Source organism: Haloarcula sp. CBA1129 (assembly GCF_008729015.1).
GTDB lineage: Archaea > Halobacteriota > Halobacteria > Halobacteriales > Haloarculaceae > Haloarcula.
Genome location: NZ_RKSM01000001.1, coordinates 2,782,079 through 2,799,738, shown reverse-complemented (window position 1 = coordinate 2,799,738; position 17,660 = coordinate 2,782,079). Strand labels below are relative to the sequence as shown.

The following is a 17,660-nucleotide window of genomic DNA, read 5'->3' as shown; positions in this document are numbered from 1 at the left end:
CGCCTGAAAACTCCGAGTCGGCATCCATTTGAGCGCTGACCGCTTCCGTGGTACTATGACTACGGTTTCGTCAGATTTGAGCAGTGAAGACACACGCGGTGTGAGGTAACTATGTCGGGCAAAGACGAGTATTACAACAGAGCGAAGCAGGAGGGGTACCGCGCTCGGTCGGCGTACAAACTCCAGCAGCTAGATGACACGGCCGGCCTTCTCGGCGAGGGACGGACCGTCGTCGACCTCGGCGCTGCGCCCGGCGGCTGGATGCAGGTCGCGGCCGAGCGAATCGGCGAGCGAGGCACGCTGGTCGGCGTGGACCGCCAGACTATCGACGATCTGGACGACCCCGAACCGACCGTCGAGTACGTCCGCGGCGATATGACCGAGGACAGCACGAAAGACGAAATCCGTGAAATAGTTGGGGAGAGCGACGGCACCGGTGGCCCGGTTGACGTCGTCATCTCCGATATGGCCCCGAACATGACCGGCCAGTACGACCTCGACCACGCCCGGTCGGTCCATCTGGTCCGGCAGGCTTTCGAAGTCGCGACGGACCTGCTCGACGCCGGCGGTGATTTCTGTGCGAAGGTGTTCGACGGACAGGACCTCGACGACCTCATCGCCGACATCGAACCGGAGTTCGAGTACGTCCGCGAGGTCCGCCCCGACGCCTCTCGTGACTCCTCCTCGGAACTGTATCTGGTGGCCAAACACCGCCTGACAGCGCCGGTCCGCGAGGGTGACATCGTCGAGGTCACTATCGACGACATCGGCGAGGAAGGCGACGGCATCGCCAAGGTTGAGAACTTCACTGTGTTCGTCAGCGGCGTCGAGGCCGGTGAGACTGTCGAGGTCCGCGTCGATGACGTGAAGCCCCGATACGCCTTCGCCGAACCAGTCGAATAAGCCGCCTATAGTCCGTTTTCAGTCGGCCCGCGCCGGAGTCGGGGCGATGTCGTTTCGCCGGGCGAACCCGACGACAGCGTAGACAAAGGGCGTGTCGAGGACAGCGATAGCGAGTTTCAGCAGGTACTGGCCGACGATGAGCGCCAGCGCCTCGCCCGGCGGGGTGCCCTGAAACAGGACGAAGCCGACGCCGACGAAGATGACCGTGTCGATGAGCTGGCTGGAGGCCGTCGAACCGATGTTGCGGAGCCAGAGCTTTTCGCCGTCCGTTCGGTCTTTGAGCCAGTGGAAGACGAATACGTCCCAGTTCTGGCTGACGATGTAGGCCGACAGGCTTCCGACGACGATGGCCGTACTGGCTCCGAGGACGTTCCGGAAGGCGGCGAGGTCGACCGGCTGGGCCGCCTGCGGGAGTCCGGGGGCGAGAATCGTGCTCCAGACCAGCGCCAGCAGGACGAAGTTCATGGCGAAGCCGACGTTGACGACGACCGTTGCGGCCCGGCGGCCGTACAGTTCGGCGTAGCAGTCGGAGGCGAAGAACGTCAGCGCGTACGCCAGCGCGGCCCCGGGAAGCACGAGCGTCGACCCGGCAAGGGGCAGCGAGAACGGCAACGAGAACGCGAGCAGCTTCGAGGCGGTCACCTGTGAGGTGACCAGCGCTGTCACGAACAGCGCGACGAGACCGACGCGAACGGCTTCGGACCGCTCACTGCTCATCGTCGAGTCGTCCCTGCCGTTCATCGATGTCGTCAAGCACGTCGAGCGTTTTTCGTACCGAGGCGCGGATGGCCTCGCTTCGGTTGACGAACTTCCCGTCTTCGCCGACGTGCTTATCGATGTCGTTCAGTAGTTCGGCCGGGACTTCGACGCTTATCTTGGGCATATCTGAGGAATATATTGAGCATATGCTTAGCTACTGTGATTCGGCGACCGGCCGTGTGGACTCACACAGATGCCGTGTCTGACAGCGTCACTATCCGGGAGATCGGGCACCTCTCGACGGTTCCAGCAGTAACGAAGGTTGCTGCATCGGCGACGGGTCGGATGAGGGAAACGTATAGAAAGTCAGTCTTTCGAGGAGCGTCCCGAGATATTCGCAGAGCCACTGCCCGGTACACGCTTCACTGCACGCTCCACGACGGGTCGGGGTGCGATAATCGCTGAATATCACCTCGATTGGGTGCGAACAGCTATCAGTCGGCCGGCTCGCTACGCCGGTTCGTCGTCCGCCGACCGCCGAGCGTGTACACCCAGAGGATGCCGAGGCCGAGCATATATGCCAGCGCCGTCGGAATGCCGACGATGAACATGGTGAAGATGCCGCTGGGCGAGAGGATCGCCGAGAGGGCGACGATTGCGATGACGACCTCACGCCAGCGCTCGTACATCAGGTGGAACGGGATGATGCCGCCCTTGTGGAACAGGAACATCGTCACCGGAATCTCGGCCAGCAGGCCGATACCGATGGTGAGGAAGAACACGAGCCAGCCGAACTTGCTCACCCGGTAGGCGATGACCATGTTCGAGTTCAGCTGATCGTAGGCGATCCAAGAGATGGTCATCGGGGCCACGTAGAGGAACCCGAGCAGGCTCCCGCCGATGAGCGCGGCGAACAGCGTCCCGCCCCAGATACCAAGGATGTTGCGGTTGCCGATGACGAGGCCGCGCTCGCGCATCGCCGGCCACGCGAAGTACAGCACCACGGGAATGACAGAGACGGCCCCGAGTATCGTCGAGAACTTGACGATGAACACGAGGTGTTCGACGGGGTGGAGCGTGACGATGCTCACGTCGGCGGCCATCTCCGGCGGGAGCCGGCTGACGAACGTCCGCTGTATCGATCCAATGCCGCCTTGGTAGAGGAACAGGAACGCGGCGGCGAGCACCGCCCCGAAGATGCCCAGAATCACGAACGCCCGGGAAGCCAAGGCGCTGAGGATGAACTGGATGTCGTAGTAGTACCCGCCGATCTCGTCTTCGGTGGTCTCGTCCTCGGTGAAGGCGTCGACCATGCCGGCGGTCGTCGAGGTGAACACGCCCGCGTCTTCTTCGTCCGCTTCGGCGGTCCCGTCCGCGCCGTCGCCCGCCTCGCCCTCCCCGTCCTCGTGGGTCATGTCCCAGCGGTCGAGGACAGCCTGCGCTTTCTCTTTGTTGTCGTCCGTGAGGGCTCGGTCGGCGTGGGCGAGCGCCTCGTCCTCGGTCATCTCCTCGAACACTTCTGGCGGGGCGACCTCAACAGCCGAGGCGTTGAGTTCGTCGATGTCGATGGCCGTCGGGTCACCGACCTGACCGGGCCCGGCCTTCTCCGAGAGCGCCGTCAGGACGTGGTAGTACAGGACGACAACCGCGCCGAGAACACCGAACACGGCGGCGAGAAGCATCGCTGTGCTTTCGACGGGAAGCCCGAACAGCGCCGGCGGCTGGATATCACCGGTGAGCCGGTCGGACGGGAACACTTCAGCGAACTGCTGGATGTACTGGAACGCTGGCGTCGCCAAGACGTAGTACACCACGCCGCCGCCCAGCACTGCGCCGCCGAGAATCGTGTTCCAGTGCCCGCGGGCGACAGCACTGGTACTGACGAGGTCACCGGAGCGGCGGACCAGCATCGCAAGCTTCGCCAGCGCGAGGCTGATACCGTAGAGGCCACACAGCGGCGCGGCCCACATAATCTGGGTGAAAGGGTCCGGCGGCGAGAACAGCGCACCGAAGGCGAAAATCCCCATCACCGCGTAGCGCCACTTGTCCCGGAACGTCTCGTAGGGGACAATCTCGGTGTAGGAGAGTACCGTCATCACCAGCGGCAACTGTGCGGCGAGTCCAAAGGAGACGGCCAGCAGGAAGACGAACTGGAACCACTTGACGATGGAATACTGCGGGGTGAAGCCGGCTTTGAACGCATCACCGGCGAGGAAATTGAACATCAGCGGGAAAAACAGCTCGTAGGCGTAGGCGATGCCGCCGAAAAACAGGCTCAGGCTTATCGTGACGAAAATTGCCCCTTTCCATGCCGGGATGTGTTCGGCCGGCCACCAGCCGCGCTGGCGGAGGCCGTCGCGGCCGAAGTAAATCAGCAGCGGGAGCGACATGATAATCCCGATTACCGCGCCGATTTTCACCTGCAGGAGGATGACGTCGAAGGGGGTGACCGCGACGATGCTTGTTGCCTCTTGGGTGGTGAGGTCCATCTGCGAGTACAGGAGATCGGCGCGTAGTGTGTCCCAGACGCCGTACTGTAGCGCCATGATGGTGCCGATCATCCCGATGACGAAGACGATGAACACCTTCTGAAGGTGCACCTGCGCCGAGCGGAGCATCGCGCCGAGCGTCGCGCGCCCGCTCTGAACCGTCTGGACGGTGTCCTCGTCGATAGCACTCGCCATCTTCTCTGTGCCTAGCCCAGTGGGCGTTATCAATTTATTCATCCCGGTGACAGCCACTGCTCGAAAAGAAAGTTTACAACACCCACCGTCTAAGCCCGGGACAGATGGAGGACGGTGACGCGGACGACGAGCGTCGCAGGCACGAGGAGCCGCCACTACCGTCCGACGACGAGTCCGACGAGTCGTCGATTCCAACCGACCCCGTAGCCGAGGCTGACGCCGACCGGGAGACGGACGAGGTAACTGGTCCCGGTCCCGCGCCGGCCGGTGGTAACGAGGACACTGTCGGGTCCCACGCAGCCCCGACCGAAGACGAATCCAGCGCCGGGCTGTTCGACCGGGACGCGTCGGATGTCACCGCCGCCGTGCCGGCGGACGTGCCGACCGACTGGGGCAAGTCGACGCCCTCGCCGGCTGGTGCTGGTGGCAGTGCCACGCCGACGCACGGCGGCGGCTCAGCCCCGTCCAGCTACGACCCGGACGACGAGGTGCTCAATGAAGGGGCACCCGACGACGAGGAGATGCCGCTGGCCGACCACGTCGAGGAGATGGCGATGCGGCTGTTCGTCGTCGTCGGCGTGATGGCCGTCGTCGCCGTCATCGCCCTGCCGTACTCCGACGAACTCATCAACTTCCTGTGGTACTCCTTCCTCGACGGGCCGGCCGAGGCCTGCGGTCAGGTCGCGACGAATGTCGATGGCAGCGTTGTCGAGGGCGCTGACTGTCCGAACGTGTACAACCCGCTCGCGCTCATTCTGGCGCGACTGAAAGTGTCCTCGCTGGTCGGCTTTATCGCCGCCTTACCGGTGTTTGTCTACCAGACGTACCTGTTCATGCGACCGGGGCTGTACCCTCGCGAGCGACGCTATTACCTCGCCGCAGTCCCGACGAGCCTCGTTCTCGCCGCTGTCGGCGTCGGCTTCGCGTACTTCGCCGTGCTGCGGGCGATGTTCGACTACTTCATCACCTACTCCGACCGCGCGGCTGACCTAGCCTTTGGCCTGAGCGAGACGTTCAACCTCATCATCCTGATGCTCGGGCTGTTCGCGCTCATCTTCCAGATTCCGCTGTTCGTGATGCTCGCGGTGATGATGGGCGTGACGACCCGCCAGTGGCTGCAGGACCGCCGGCTGTACTTCTGGGGTGGCTTTGCCGCTGTGGCGTTCCTGTTCAGCCCGGACCCGACCGGGATGGCCCCGCTCATGGTCGCGGTGACGATGATCGGCCTGTTCGAGGGAACCCTGCTGCTCCTTCGCTGGACCGGCAGTACCTCGCCGGTCCCGACGGCCGACGACCTCGCCGCTCGCCGGCCCGCCGCGTGGCTGGCCTTCGGTATCGCCGGCTACGTCCTCAGCCCCGCACCGGTCCCGACGGGCTACTACGAGCAGCTTCCGGCCGTCGTCACCGAATCGCTCGCGGCTGTCGGTCTCGGGAACGCCACGCCGATGCTGGTCGGCGGCGGCATGATCGTCCTGTTCGAAGCGCTGGCCTACGTGAACAAGAACTACTACGGCTCGGTCAAGCTCTGGCGCGGGTTCCGGGCCGCCCGCCTGCCAGTGTGGGCTGTCGCCATCGTCGCCGGCTATCTCGGCAGTCCCGACCCGACGCTGTTCCGCCTCGTGAACCAGTTCAGCCTCCCACGAAACGCCGCAATCGCCGTCGCCGTCGGCCTCATCGTCCTCTATGAAGCGACCATCGCCGTCGCGCGCTGGCGCGGCAAGGAGGCGTAACGATGGGGACGCTACTCGTGGCCCGACACGGCGAGACGACGTGGAACCGCGACGGGCGCATCCAAGGCTGGGCACCGAGCCGACTGACCGATCAGGGACAGACGCAGGCCATCGCACTCGGGTCGTGGCTTGACGACCGCTACACTGTCGACCGCGTCTTCGCCTCAGACCTCCGGCGCACCCGCGAGACGGCTGCCGCGGCCGGCGACGGCTACACCGGCTTGCCCGACCCTGAGTTCGATACCGAGTGGCGCGAACGTGGCTTCGGCATCATGCAGGGCCTGTACGCCGACGAACTGCTTGATGAGTATCCCGACCACCAACGGGACGCCAGCGTCATCTCGCTCGATGCATCCCCGGAGGGCGGCGAGGGCATCCCGACCTTCCGCCAGCGGGTCGAATCGGCGTGGCAGCGAGCGATTGCGACCACCGACGCCGGCGAGACGACGCTGGTGGTCACCCACGGCGGCGTCATCAAGGTGCTGCTGGCGAAGCTCACCGGCAAGGACCCGGACGCGGCGCTGGCCGAAAGCTCACAGGCGAACTGCGCCGTCAACGAAATCCGACTCGATGGGGACGACCCGGAACTGGTCGGCGAAGAACTGACCGGCTGGCGCAGTCTGCTGGACTGAGCGCCGGTACGCGTCTTAGTCGACCGACGGATAGTCCGCGTCGAAAACGTTGCTGACCACGTCTTCGGTTTCTTCTTCAGCAGCGTCCTCCGTCTCGGGACTCACGCTGCCGGTTTCGTAGCCGTGAAGATCGAGCGTCACGTGGTCGAAGCCACAGTCCTCGATGTGATCGCGGGCGGTCCGGACGAAGTCGGGGTCCAGCGCGGTTTCGAGTTCTTCTTCACCCACTTCGATACGGGCGAGGCCGTCGTGGTCGCGCACGCGGAACTGCTCGAAGCCCCACGTTCGCAGCAGTCGCTCTGCCTTCTCGACGCGGGAGAGGCGTTCCTCCGTGACTTCGAGGCCGGTCGGAATCCGCGAGGAGAGACACGCCATCGAGGGCTTGTCGGCGACCGAGAGGTCGTATTCGCGGGCGATCTCCCGGACCTCGGATTTCTCGATGTCGTGTTCCAGCAGCGGGGAGTAGGCGTCTAGCTCCTCGACGGCGCGCAGACCGGGGCGGTGGCCCTCGCCCGTGTCGGAGGCGTTCGTCCCGTCACACACGATGTCGATGCCGAGCTCGCGGGCGCGGTCGTACATCGCGCCCAGCCGCATCGACCGGCAGTGGTAACACCGCATATCGTCGTTCTGCATGAATTCCTCGCTGTCGAGTTCGGAGAACTCCACGATCTCGTGGCGGATGCCGATCTCCTCGGCGACGCGGGTGGCGTCCGTCAGCTCGGCAGCGGGCAGCGTCTCGGACTTGGCGGTACAGGCGATGGCGTCGTCGCCGAGGGCGTCGTGGGCCAGCGCGGCGACGACACTCGAATCGACACCACCGGAGAAGGCGATGAGCACGCCGTCTCGCGACTTGAGGTCTTCGCGGGCGGCCGCTAGCTTCTCCGAAACAGCAGACATGGGATTCCTTTCTCGGTGGAGCGCAAAAACGCCTTCGCGTTCGGTGTCTGGCTGACTGAGCCGGAGCAGTGTCGGCTGCCCACGCTACCGAAGCTGTTGACGACGGGTTTTTTCTCGCTGGCGTCGAATGAGCGGGCAGATGGAGCTCGAATCGGTTCCGGGTGTCGGGGCAAAGACAGCCGCGGCGCTCCGGGAACTAGACGACCCGGAGGCGGCACTCCGGGACGGCGACGTGGCGTCGCTCGCACGCGCACCGGGCATCAGCGAGGGCCGGGCCGCCCGCATCGCTCGTGGTGCGATTCGGGCCGAACACGACGACCCCGGCGGGTTCGCCGCGACGAAACGCGCCAGAGAGATTCACGAGGACGCACTGGCCCTGCTGACCGACCGGACGGTGACCGACTACGCCGCGAAGCGACTGGAGACGATCTACCCCAGCGGCGTTCGCAGCCGAATCGAGGAAGTCCGCTCGTTCGCCGAGGCGGCGATGGAGCGAGAACCCGACGCAGCGGTTCTGGACGCCCTGTCGGCCGTCGAACCGCTGGCCGAGCCCGGCGACGTTCGGGTCCGGGACCGCTGTCTGGCCACCCGCGACGCCGAACGCTACGCCGACGCACAGGCCGCGATTCCGGAGGTCAGCGTCGAGGTCGTCGACGACGCCCGCCAGCTGGCCGAACTCGCCCGGTCGTACTCGACGGTCGTCGCGCTGGACGAGGCCTTCGCCGGCGTCGATATCGAGGGTGACGTGCGGGTGGAACCGACGGCGCTAGAGGAACCAGAATCCGTCGTCCCCGAACGCGTACTCACCTTCTTCGCCCGCAACCGCGACCGGATACGGGCCGCCGCCGAGGTCCACCGCGTCGCCGACCTCGACGCGCCGTGTGACCTGCAGACGCTGCTGTCGGCGCTCGACCAGCTCGACGAGGACGGGAGCGTCAGCGGCGACGAGGAACTCGACCGCCTCACCACCGCTGTCGACGACCTCGACGCGGCAGTGTCGACGGCCGAGAGCGTCGCTAACGACCACCTTAGGGAAGCTATCGAGGAGCAGGACGTGACCATCGAGGGGACGGACCTGCTGTCGCTGGTCGAGCGCGGCGCGGGCGTCGATTCGCTGCTCCAGCGCGAACTGGCCGACGAGTACGCCGCCGCCGTCGAGAAGGCCCGCGACCATCTCGTCGATGCGCTGGCGCTCCGGGACATGGAGGCGACGGCCCGCCGGGCGTTTCCCGACGAGCCCGCCTACCCGGTCGAACACAGCGAGGATGTCGTCGCCCGTCTCCGTGAGGAACTGACCGCCGCGCGCGACCAGCGCGCTACCCGCCGGAAGCGGGAACTGGCCGACGACCTCGCGGAGATGCGCGAGGACGCTGCCGGGCTGGTCGATGCCGCGCTCGAACTCGACGTGGAGCTGGCGATTGCCCGCTTCGCCAACGATTTCGACTGTGTGATGCCAGACCTGACAGAATCCGAGGGTGTCGCCATCGAGGGCGGGCGCTCGCCGCTGCTCGATGTCCCCTTCGAAGCCGTCGAGCCCGTCGATTACGACGTCGAGGGCGTGACCGTCCTCTCGGGGGTCAACAGCGGTGGGAAAACCTCGACGCTGGACCTCGTGGCGCTGGTGACGACGCTGGCACACATGGGTCTGCCCGTTCCAGCGGAGGCGGCCCGCGTGGGTCGTATCTCCGAACTCCACTACCACGCCAAGACGCAGGGGACGCTCGACGCCGGCGCGTTCGAGGCCACGCTGCGGGAGTTCGGTGACCTCGTCGCTGATGTGGATCACCGCAATCCAGACCCAGAGGACGGTGCCGCTACCGATGGGCCAGCGGCCGGGACCGACGACCGCCCGGTGATGGTGCTCGTCGACGAACTCGAATCGATAACCGAGCCCGGAGCCAGCGCGAAGATTATGGCCGGCATCCTCGAAGCGCTCGGCGAACGTCAGGCCACGGCCATCTTCGTCTCCCACCTCGCGCGTGACATCCGCGAAGCCGCCGAGACCGATATCAGCATTGACGGCATCGAGGCGAAAGGGCTGAAAAACGGCGAACTGCGTGTCGAACGCTCCCCTGTCAAGGGAAAGCTCGCCCGCTCGACGCCGGAGCTTATCGTCGAAAAGCTCGCTGACGACGGGACCGACGAGGACGGCTTCTACAGCGATTTGCTCGGGAAGTTCGAGTAGCGACTGACCCGAGACGCCGCGTATCTGTCACTGCGCGTGAAGCTGTGGCAAATGGTTAAGTGGGCTGCGAAGCTCGGTGAAAGTGATGAGCGACGACCCCGAGGACCGGATGCTCGGCTGGGACGAGTCCGTCTTTCGGGACGAACACGTCTTCGAAATCGACTGGCTCCCGGAGACGTTCAAACACCGGGACACCCAGATGGAGACGCTGAAGTACGCACTCCGGCCGGCCGTTCGGGGATCGCGCCCGCTCAACGTTATCGCTCGCGGGCCACCGGGGACCGGGAAGACGACGGCCGTCCAGATCCTGTTCGACGAACTCACCGCCCAGACGGACGTGAAGACTGTGCGTGTGAACTGCCAGATGGACTCGACACGCTATGCCGTCTTCTCGCGGCTGTTCGCCGAGATATTTGACTACGAGCCACCGTCCTCGGGCATCTCCTTCAAGAAGCTGTTCTCCCAGATCACCGATAAGCTGGTCGAGGAAGACGAGGTGCTCGTCGTCGCCTTAGACGACGTGAACTACCTGTTCTACGAGAGCGAAGCCAGCGACACCCTGTACTCGCTGTTGCGCGCCCACGAGGCCCACTCGGGCGCGAAAATCGGCGTCATCTGTGTCTCCTCGGATATGGAACTGGACGCCATCGACGCGCTCGACACGCGTGTCCAGTCGGTGTTCCGGCCCGAAGAGGTGTATTTCAATACCTACGGGCAGGCCGAAATCGCAGATATACTCAGCGAGCGCGTCGAGCGGGGGTTCAACGAGGACGTCGTCGGTCCCACAGTGTTAGACCGCGTCGCCGAACTGACCGAGGAGCAGGGCGGGGACCTCCGGGTCGGTATCGACCTCCTGCGCCGGGCCGGGATGAACGCCGAGATGCGCGCCTCCCGCGCCGTCGAAACCGAGGACGTCGAGGCGGCCTACGACAAGTCAAAATACGTCCACCTCTCCCGGCGGCTGCGGGAGCTGTCGGACTCGGAAACCGCGCTCGTGGAGGTCATCGCCGCCCACGACGGCCAGCAGGCCGGCGACATCTACGACGCCTTCTCCGAGCAGACAGACCTTGGCTACACCCGCTACTCGGAAATAATCAACAAGCTCGACCAGCTCGACATCATCGACGCCGAGTACACCGACGTCGAGGGACGCGGTCGCTCGCGGGAATTGACGCTCAACTACGACGCTGATGCGGTGCTGGAGCGGCTGTAATACAACGTGTTCTAACGCAACTACTCACTCCATCTTCTCGAAGGTCGTCTCGGCCCACTGGACGGCGTAGTCAGCGCCGTACTCCAGATACGCGTCGGTGTCGAGCGCGGCAAACGGCGCGGGCAGGTCGAGTCCGTGTTTGATGCCGCTGCAGGCGAGTTCGGCGGCCGCGGCGAACTCTGTCTGGCCCTGTGCGATCTCGCTGGGGAGGTCGCCGAGTCGGGGCTGTAGCCGCTCGCCGGCGTCGTCCCACGCCGCGTACAGGTCGGGATAGTCGTCGGCCCAGTCGGTGAACTCCGAACGAGTCTGCAGGCCCAGATACGCGGTGTACATTGCTGCTGCGAGCTGGTACCGGGCGTTCGCGTCGAGATGCTCCTCGGTAGCGGTCACGAACGCCGGGTACTGCTCGGCGAAAAAGCCAAGAAAATGCTCGGGTTCGTCGAGGCTGACCTCGACCAGCGCCTCAGCGACGAGAAACGAGACGAAGGGGTCCGGCGAGGTCTCCAGTCGCGGCTTGACGAACACGCAGGGCGGGACTGTCTGGCGCGTCCAAGCGACGCCGCCGTCGCCCGGCATCCCGATGGTGAGGTCGTTCCCGATGTACTCCTGTAGCACCTCTGGAGCCGTCGTCGGCAGCCACGCGCCGTCGTAGGACACCTGATCGAGGCCGTCGGTCACCAGCAGGAGTTCCTCGGCGACCGCGGGGTCCAGCGTCTCGAAGTCGCGGTCGCAGTTCAGTACGAGCGTCTCCGGGGCGTATGCCTCACGTACTGCCGGCAGCTCGCCGGTCAGTGAACGCTCGGTGAACATCTACGCCGAGAACAGGACGAGGTTGATGACGATGCCGATCGACAGCAGTGCTGACACGCCGATGGTTCCGAGGACGATTTTCGTGGCCTTGCTCATGGGAATGGGTATCTCGGGCCGGACATTAAAACTTGAGAAACGGTTTTGGGGGTCTGGTACATCTACCGGGTATGCGCCGCGAACGCGTTTCGACGGCCACCGACTGGGAACAGCAGGTCGGCTACTCGCGGGCGATCCGTGCGGGTGACACTGTTCGTGTCGCCGGCACCATCGCCACGGACGACGATGGCGAGGTCGTCGCGCCGGGTGACCCGTACGAACAGACGCAACACGCCTTCGGTATCGTTGCGGATGCGCTCACAGACCTCGACGCCGCTATCGAGGACGTGGTCCAGACGCGGATGTACGTCACCGACATCGACGATCAGGAACGGGTCGGCGAGGCCCACAGCGAGTTCTTCGGCGATGTCCGCCCCGTGGCGACGATGGTCGAAGTGAGCGGGCTGGCCACACCGGAGGCTGTCGTCGAGGTCGAGGCGGTCGCACAGGTCGAGTGATACGATCGGACGCGGAGCCGTGAGACGTCCGTCGGGCGTCAGTCGTCGGCCGCACCGACGCCCGACTGTCTGGCCACGTCGCGCCATCCGCCCGACCAGAATCGGCCCGCGTTGACCGCGGCTTTCAGGTAGAAATCACCGACGAGCGCGGCGAAGATGGCAGGAAGTCCGAGTCCGAGCCCCGGCGAGACGGCGATGCCGAGAACGGGGATTGTCACGACGAACGACGACGGCAGGGCGAGAGCAGCCACCGGGAGCCGGTAGCAGTAGCCGCCCAGAAATGTCCCGTACAGCGGCCAGCGGGTGTCGCCGGCTCCCCGAAGACTGCCCCGCATCGTCCGAGAGATGGAGAAGCCGGCGACGAGCAGGCCGAAGACGCGGACGAACGCCGCCGCCAAGTCGGGGTAGGCAGTTCCGAACAGAGAAACGATGGGCCGGGCGAACATCACGAGCAGGAGTGCCACGACGAGCTGGACGGCAAGAGCGACTCGGAGCGTCTGCCAGCCGTAGGCGGTCGCTTCCCGCTCGTCACCGGCCCCCAGCGACTGTCCGACCAGCGTTGACGCGGCGGTCGCATAGCCCCACGCCGGCATCAGCGCCAGCAGCATGACCCGGCGACCGATGGCGTAGGCCGCAAGCGTCGGCGTCCCCAGCACGCCCAGGATGAATAGGAACGGGAAGCGGGCGAACGTCTGGAGCAGTCGCATCCCGGACAGCGGCAGGGCGACGCGGACGATTTCGCGCATGAGCCCGGGACTGAATTGCGGCCCGCCAGCGTGGAGCGTGACGACGTACCGCCCGGACAGCAACAGCCCGAGGAATATCACCGCCGCGAGCGTGTTCGCGATGGTCGTTCCCCACGCCGCGCCGGCGATACCGAGTTCGGGGAACGGGCCGACGCCGAAGATAAGCACGGCGTTGAGGAGGACGTTCGTCGGCAGCGTGAGCAGGCGGACGTACATCGGCGTTCGTGTGTCGGCGCTGCCCGCCAGCGCGCGGGCGGCGACCATGCTCCAGAACCGCGGGGCCAGCGAGAGCATCACGATAGCCAGATACGTCGCGCCGAAGCGGATGGTCGCCGTGTCGTCGGTCAGAACTCCCACCAGCAGCTCGGGATAGCGCCAGCACAGCGCCGACAGCGGGAGGGAGATGAGCAACGCGAGCCACAGCGACTGTTTGACGGCGAGATCCGCCCGCTCGGGCTGGTCGGCTCCCTGCAGCCGCGAGACGACGCTGATCGTCCCGGAGGACACCGCAAGCGAGAGCCCGAACCCGACGAAATAGTACTGGAAGCCGAGTTCGAGGCCGGCGATGGCTGCATCACCGAGCGCCAGACCGACCATCAGGAAGTCGGCGAGTCGGAGGAGGATACGGAGGCCACCTGTGACCATTACCGGCGCGGCGAGGTCGGTCGCGGCGGTCGCCTTCTCTCGGTCGACGAGCCCTGCACTGGCCAGCATCGCGGGGAACGCAGTCAGCAGACGGCGGAGGGGACCACCATTCGCCATCGCCGATGTCTCGGGGTCCCAGCTCCCTGTGGGTTTCGGACGAGGCCGTGGGTTTTTGCCGTAGAGCGCCGACACCCCGGGCATATGCCTCCCGTCGAAGTCGGCGAGACGTTCACCGAAACCCGGACGTTCCGGCCCGAAGACGTCGACCAGTTCGCCGCTCTCTCCGGAGACGACCAGCCTCGCCACACGGAGCCTGCTGGAGACGGCCGGCGGATGGTTCAGGGGCTGCTCACCGCGTCACTGCTGACCAGCATCGGCGGCGACTTGGAAGTGCTCGCCTCGCGGATGGAACTGCAGTTCCAGCGTCCGGTGTACACCGGCGAAACGCTTGTCTGTGAACTGACCGTCGAGAGCGTTGCCCCGCGTGCAGACGCCGGCGTCGCTCTGGTCGGTGATGTGGTTGTTCGGCGCGTCAACCGCGGCGATGAATCCGGTCAGGCCGACACAGCAGCCACGACCTTGGAAGATGGTGCTACCGCCGGAACCGTCGTGCTCGAAGCGACTGTCGAAGGAATAATCAGGGAATGAGCTGTTCGCCGTCGTCGTCGTAGATTGTGATGGCGTCGACCGGACAGGTCCGGGCGGCGAACTTCGCGTCCAGTTCGGCGTCGTCGGGGACCTCTCGAACGAACACGTCCGCTTCTTGTTCCTCGCTGTCCGCCAGCACCGCCTTGCCGGCGTCCTCGTCGCGCTCGAAGGCGTCCCACTCGGCGACACACTGGAACATACCGATACAGGTGTCATACTCGTATTCGACTCGCATACCTCGTGTTGGCCGCTCGCGGGCAAAGGCGTTCCCCTCGGCGCTCGACGGCCAAGCGAACCGAAGCGGTGGCAGTGCGACAGTTTAAATCGGGACAGGACCCAATCGGGGTGTAATGGACGTTGCGGACCTGCCGGGCGTGCCCGACTGGCTCCCGGACCACCTGCGCGATGACGGTATCGAGGAGCTGTATCCGCCTCAGGCCGAGGCCGTCGAGGCCGGGGTCACCGAGGGAGAGAATCTGGTCGCATCGATTCCGACGGCGAGCGGGAAGACGCTCATCGCGGAACTAGCGATGCTCTCCTCGGTCGCCCGCGGTGGGACGGCGCTGTACATCGTCCCGCTTCGGGCGCTGGCCAGCGAGAAGCAGGCCGACTTCGAGGAGTTCGAGCAGTACGGCCTCGACATCGGCGTTTCGACGGGCAACTACGAGTCTGAAGGCGGCTGGCTCGCCGACAAGGACATCGTCGTCGCGACCAGCGAGAAGGTGGATTCGCTGGTCCGCAACGACGCCCCTTGGATTGAAGACCTCACCTGCGTCGTCACCGACGAGGTCCACCTCGTCGACGACGGCGAGCGCGGGCCGACGCTTGAGGTGACGCTGGCGAAACTCCGGCGGCTCAACCCCGACCTACAGACCGTCGCGCTGTCGGCGACCATCGGCAACGCGGAGGCGCTGGCGACGTGGCTCGACGCGGGCCTCGTCGACTCGGACTGGCGGCCCATCGACCTCCAGAAGGGGGTCCACTACGGGCAGGCGCTGCATCTCGAAGACGGGAGCCAGCAGCGCCTCTCTGTGCAGAACAACGAGAAACAGACCGCGGCCATCGTCCGGGACACGCTGGAAGACGACGGATCGACGCTGGTGTTCGTCAACTCCCGGCGCAACGCCGAGGCGGCGGCGGGTCGGCTCGCAAACACTGTTCGGCCCCATCTCACCGCCGAGGAGCGGGCCCAACTGGCCGACATTGCCGAGGAAATCCGCGACGTGAGCGATACGGAGACGAGCGACGACCTCGCGGACGCCGTCGCCGACGGGGCGGCGTTCCACCACGCCGGCCTCTCTCGCGGCCACCGCGAACTCGTCGAGGACGCCTTCCGGGACCGGCTGGTGAAGGTCGTCTGTGCGACGCCGACGCTCGCGGCCGGCGTCAACACGCCCTCCCGTCGCGTCGTCGTCCGCGACTGGCGGCGCTACGATGGCTCGGCCGGCGGCATGGCCCCGCTATCGGTGCTCGAAGTGCATCAGATGATGGGGCGGGCTGGCCGCCCGGGGCTCGACCCCTACGGCGAGGCGGTCCTCATCGCCTCCAGCCACGACGAGGTGGATGAACTGTTCGAGCGGTACGTCTGGGCCGACCCGGAGCCGGTCCGGTCGAAACTCGCGGCCGAGCCGGCCCTGCGGACCCACATCCTCGCGACCGTCGCCTCCGGCTTCGCACGGTCGCGAGAGGGCCTGCTGGAGTTCCTCGAACAGACGCTGTACGCCAGCCAGACTGACGACAGCGGCCAGCTCGAACGGGTGGTCGACGATGTGCTCACGTATCTCCAGCGGAACGACTTCCTCGAAATCGAAGGGGGTGAGCTGGACGCCACGTCGCTGGGCCACACCGTCTCGCGGCTCTATCTGGACCCGATGAGCGCCGCCGAAATCGTCGACGGCCTCCGTGACTGGGAGCGAGGGGCCAGCGACAGCACCTCTGCCAGCGGGTCACCGGCTGACGCGCCCGCGGAACCGCCGGCAGACAGCGGCTTCACCACCGCTAACGAACTGGCCGAAGACGCTGACGGGAGCGACGATGCCAACAGAGACCCGGACGACATCTCCGCGCTGGGACTGTACCATCTCGTCTCGCGTACGCCGGATATGTACCAGCTATATCTCCGTTCGGGCGACCGCGAGGAGTACGAGATGGAACTGTTCGAGCGCGAGGACGAACTGCTCGGCCCGACGCCGTCGGAGTTCGAGGAGGGCCGCTTCGAGGACTGGCTCTCGGCGCTGAAAACCGCCCGCCTGCTCGAAGACTGGGCCACAGAGGTCGACGAGGCGACTATCACCGAGCGCTACGGCGTTGGGCCGGGCGACATCCGCGGGAAGGTCGAGACGGCCCAGTGGCTGCTCGGGGCCGCGGAATCGCTGGCCAGCGAGGTCGACTTGGACGCCGCACGGGCGATCAGCGAGGCCCGAATCCGCGTCGAACACGGCGTCCGCGAAGAACTGGTCGATCTGGCCGGCGTCCGCGGCGTCGGTCGAAAGCGCGCACGTCGGCTGTTTCAGGCCGGAATCACTGACCGCGCCGAACTCCGGGACGCTGATAAGTCGGTCGTGCTGGCGGCGCTTCGGGGTCGCCGGAAGACGGCCGAGAACGTGCTGGAGAACGCGGGTCACCGGGACCCGTCGATGGAGGGCATCGAGCCCGCGCCTGACGTCTCCGTCGACCTCGATGACGGTTCAGAAGCAGACACGAGCGCCGAATCGACAGCTAACGACGACCAGTCCAGTCTGGGTGATTTCTGATGGAGGTCATTGAGGGCACTGCTGATATCGATGACGTGGGGGCGTTCGTGGAGACACTCAGTGCAATCGGTGACCGCTACGGCGTCACCGTACAGGCGTTCGACGCCCGCTACGTCGCGGACCGCGCCCACCTCGAACTGGCCGTCGACCTCGCCACGCGGGCCCGCGCTCGGGGTGACGCCATCGCCGACGACTTCGGTGTCGAGATACTGCTGTACGCGGCCGGCCGCCGCCAGATCAACCGGGCGTTGACAATGGGCGTCAGCGAGGGGACCTGTCCCATCGTCGCGGTCGTCGTCGACTCTGAAACAGGGAACTCTCACGTAGGAAAAGACGGCCGAGCCAGTATCGAAGCAGCCGCGGACGACGTTTTCGAGGAGCTTACGGCTACGTCCACATTGGGCGAGTACGACGAGGACTGCGTCCGGTCGTTTTTCGACGTGACCGACACCGAACTCGCCGCGACAGCAGGTGGGCTTCCCGACGCTGTCCGGGAGCGTGTCGCACTGTTGCCGGTCGAAAAGTAGCGATAGAATTTTGCCGACTTCTATGGTAGTAATA

Annotated in this window: 16 protein-coding genes; 9 read left to right on the top strand and 7 right to left on the bottom strand. The window is 65.7% G+C overall.

Translation table 11 applies throughout. The features are described 5' to 3' along the window. Nucleotides 1-111 precede the first annotated feature (111 nt). Complete coding sequence (locus tag Har1129_RS14125; protein WP_151101235.1) at nucleotides 112-903, top strand: 23S rRNA (uridine(2552)-2'-O)-methyltransferase; 792 nt, start codon at nucleotides 112-114, stop codon at nucleotides 901-903. An 18-nt stretch (nucleotides 904-921) separates the two neighbouring features. Here the strand turns inward: Har1129_RS14125 and Har1129_RS14120 are convergent, their stop codons facing one another. From Har1129_RS14120 to Har1129_RS14110, 3 genes are all read right to left on the bottom strand, one after another. Next, nucleotides 922-1,620 (bottom strand): queuosine precursor transporter, encoded by a 699-nt coding sequence (locus Har1129_RS14120; protein ID WP_151101234.1) that lies wholly within the window; start codon nucleotides 1,618-1,620, stop codon nucleotides 922-924. After that, nucleotides 1,610-1,786: a ribbon-helix-helix protein, CopG family gene (locus Har1129_RS14115; RefSeq protein WP_151101233.1), complete on the bottom strand. Its 177-nt coding sequence runs from the start codon at nucleotides 1,784-1,786 to the stop codon at nucleotides 1,610-1,612. The genes Har1129_RS14120 and Har1129_RS14115 overlap by 11 nt, the downstream gene beginning before the upstream one ends. Nucleotides 1,787-2,096: 310 nt before the next feature. After that, the gene (locus Har1129_RS14110; RefSeq protein WP_151101232.1) at nucleotides 2,097-4,286 is read right to left on the bottom strand and encodes a twin-arginine translocase subunit TatC; all 2,190 of its coding nucleotides are present in this window, start codon (nucleotides 4,284-4,286) and stop codon (nucleotides 2,097-2,099) included. Nucleotides 4,287-4,390: 104 nt separating this feature from the next. On the opposite strand from Har1129_RS14110, the gene Har1129_RS14105 reads away from it, so the two are divergent. Both Har1129_RS14105 and Har1129_RS14100 read left to right on the top strand, forming a co-directional pair. Then, nucleotides 4,391-6,016, top strand: coding sequence for a twin-arginine translocase subunit TatC (locus Har1129_RS14105; protein WP_151101231.1), 1,626 nt, complete (start codon nucleotides 4,391-4,393; stop codon nucleotides 6,014-6,016). 2 nt (nucleotides 6,017-6,018) lie between these two features. Next, a complete protein-coding gene (locus tag Har1129_RS14100; protein ID WP_151101230.1) occupies nucleotides 6,019-6,648 on the top strand; it encodes a histidine phosphatase family protein in 630 nt (209 codons plus the stop codon). Nucleotides 6,649-6,663: 15 nt separating this feature from the next. Here the strand turns inward: Har1129_RS14100 and larE are convergent, their stop codons facing one another. Then, nucleotides 6,664-7,545: an ATP-dependent sacrificial sulfur transferase LarE gene (larE, locus tag Har1129_RS14095; RefSeq protein WP_151101229.1), complete on the bottom strand. Its 882-nt coding sequence runs from the start codon at nucleotides 7,543-7,545 to the stop codon at nucleotides 6,664-6,666. Between the two features lie 139 nt (nucleotides 7,546-7,684). Here larE and Har1129_RS14090 point away from each other — a divergent pair, with 139 nt between their 5' ends. Continuing rightward, nucleotides 7,685-9,730, top strand: coding sequence for a helix-hairpin-helix domain-containing protein (locus Har1129_RS14090; protein WP_151101228.1), 2,046 nt, complete (start codon nucleotides 7,685-7,687; stop codon nucleotides 9,728-9,730). A gap of 85 nt (nucleotides 9,731-9,815) precedes the next feature. Beyond that, complete coding sequence (locus Har1129_RS14085) at nucleotides 9,816-10,943, top strand: ORC1-type DNA replication protein (RefSeq protein WP_151101227.1); 1,128 nt, start codon at nucleotides 9,816-9,818, stop codon at nucleotides 10,941-10,943. A gap of 24 nt (nucleotides 10,944-10,967) precedes the next feature. Here the strand turns inward: Har1129_RS14085 and Har1129_RS14080 are convergent, their stop codons facing one another. Further along, nucleotides 10,968-11,753 carry a hypothetical protein gene (locus tag Har1129_RS14080; protein WP_151101226.1) on the bottom strand — a complete coding sequence of 262 codons (786 nt, stop codon included), beginning with the start codon at nucleotides 11,751-11,753 and terminating at the stop codon, nucleotides 10,968-10,970. 167 nt (nucleotides 11,754-11,920) lie between these two features. Between Har1129_RS14080 and Har1129_RS14075 the strand changes: the two genes are divergently transcribed. Next, a complete protein-coding gene (locus tag Har1129_RS14075; protein WP_151101225.1) occupies nucleotides 11,921-12,307 on the top strand; it encodes a RidA family protein in 387 nt (128 codons plus the stop codon). A 38-nt stretch (nucleotides 12,308-12,345) separates the two neighbouring features. Here Har1129_RS14075 and Har1129_RS14070 read toward each other — a convergent pair whose 3' ends face one another. Further along, complete coding sequence (locus Har1129_RS14070) at nucleotides 12,346-13,815, bottom strand: MATE family efflux transporter (RefSeq protein ID WP_151102157.1); 1,470 nt, start codon at nucleotides 13,813-13,815, stop codon at nucleotides 12,346-12,348. An 84-nt stretch (nucleotides 13,816-13,899) separates the two neighbouring features. On the opposite strand from Har1129_RS14070, the gene Har1129_RS14065 reads away from it, so the two are divergent. Continuing rightward, nucleotides 13,900-14,346: a MaoC/PaaZ C-terminal domain-containing protein gene (locus Har1129_RS14065; protein ID WP_151101224.1), complete on the top strand. Its 447-nt coding sequence runs from the start codon at nucleotides 13,900-13,902 to the stop codon at nucleotides 14,344-14,346. Here the strand turns inward: Har1129_RS14065 and Har1129_RS14060 are convergent. Further along, entirely contained in the window at nucleotides 14,336-14,581 is a 246-nt protein-coding gene (locus Har1129_RS14060; RefSeq protein ID WP_151101223.1) for a ferredoxin, read from the bottom strand. The genes Har1129_RS14065 and Har1129_RS14060 overlap by 11 nt on opposite strands. A gap of 115 nt (nucleotides 14,582-14,696) precedes the next feature. Here Har1129_RS14060 and Har1129_RS14055 point away from each other — a divergent pair, with 115 nt between their 5' ends. After that, nucleotides 14,697-17,099 carry an ATP-dependent DNA helicase gene (locus tag Har1129_RS14055; RefSeq protein ID WP_151101222.1) on the top strand — a complete coding sequence of 801 codons (2,403 nt, stop codon included), beginning with the start codon at nucleotides 14,697-14,699 and terminating at the stop codon, nucleotides 17,097-17,099. Continuing rightward, nucleotides 17,099-17,626: a KEOPS complex subunit Cgi121 gene (cgi121, locus tag Har1129_RS14050; RefSeq protein ID WP_151101221.1), complete on the top strand. Its 528-nt coding sequence runs from the start codon at nucleotides 17,099-17,101 to the stop codon at nucleotides 17,624-17,626. Before Har1129_RS14055 ends, cgi121 begins: the two co-directional genes overlap by 1 nt. Nucleotides 17,627-17,660: the final 34 nt, after the last annotated feature.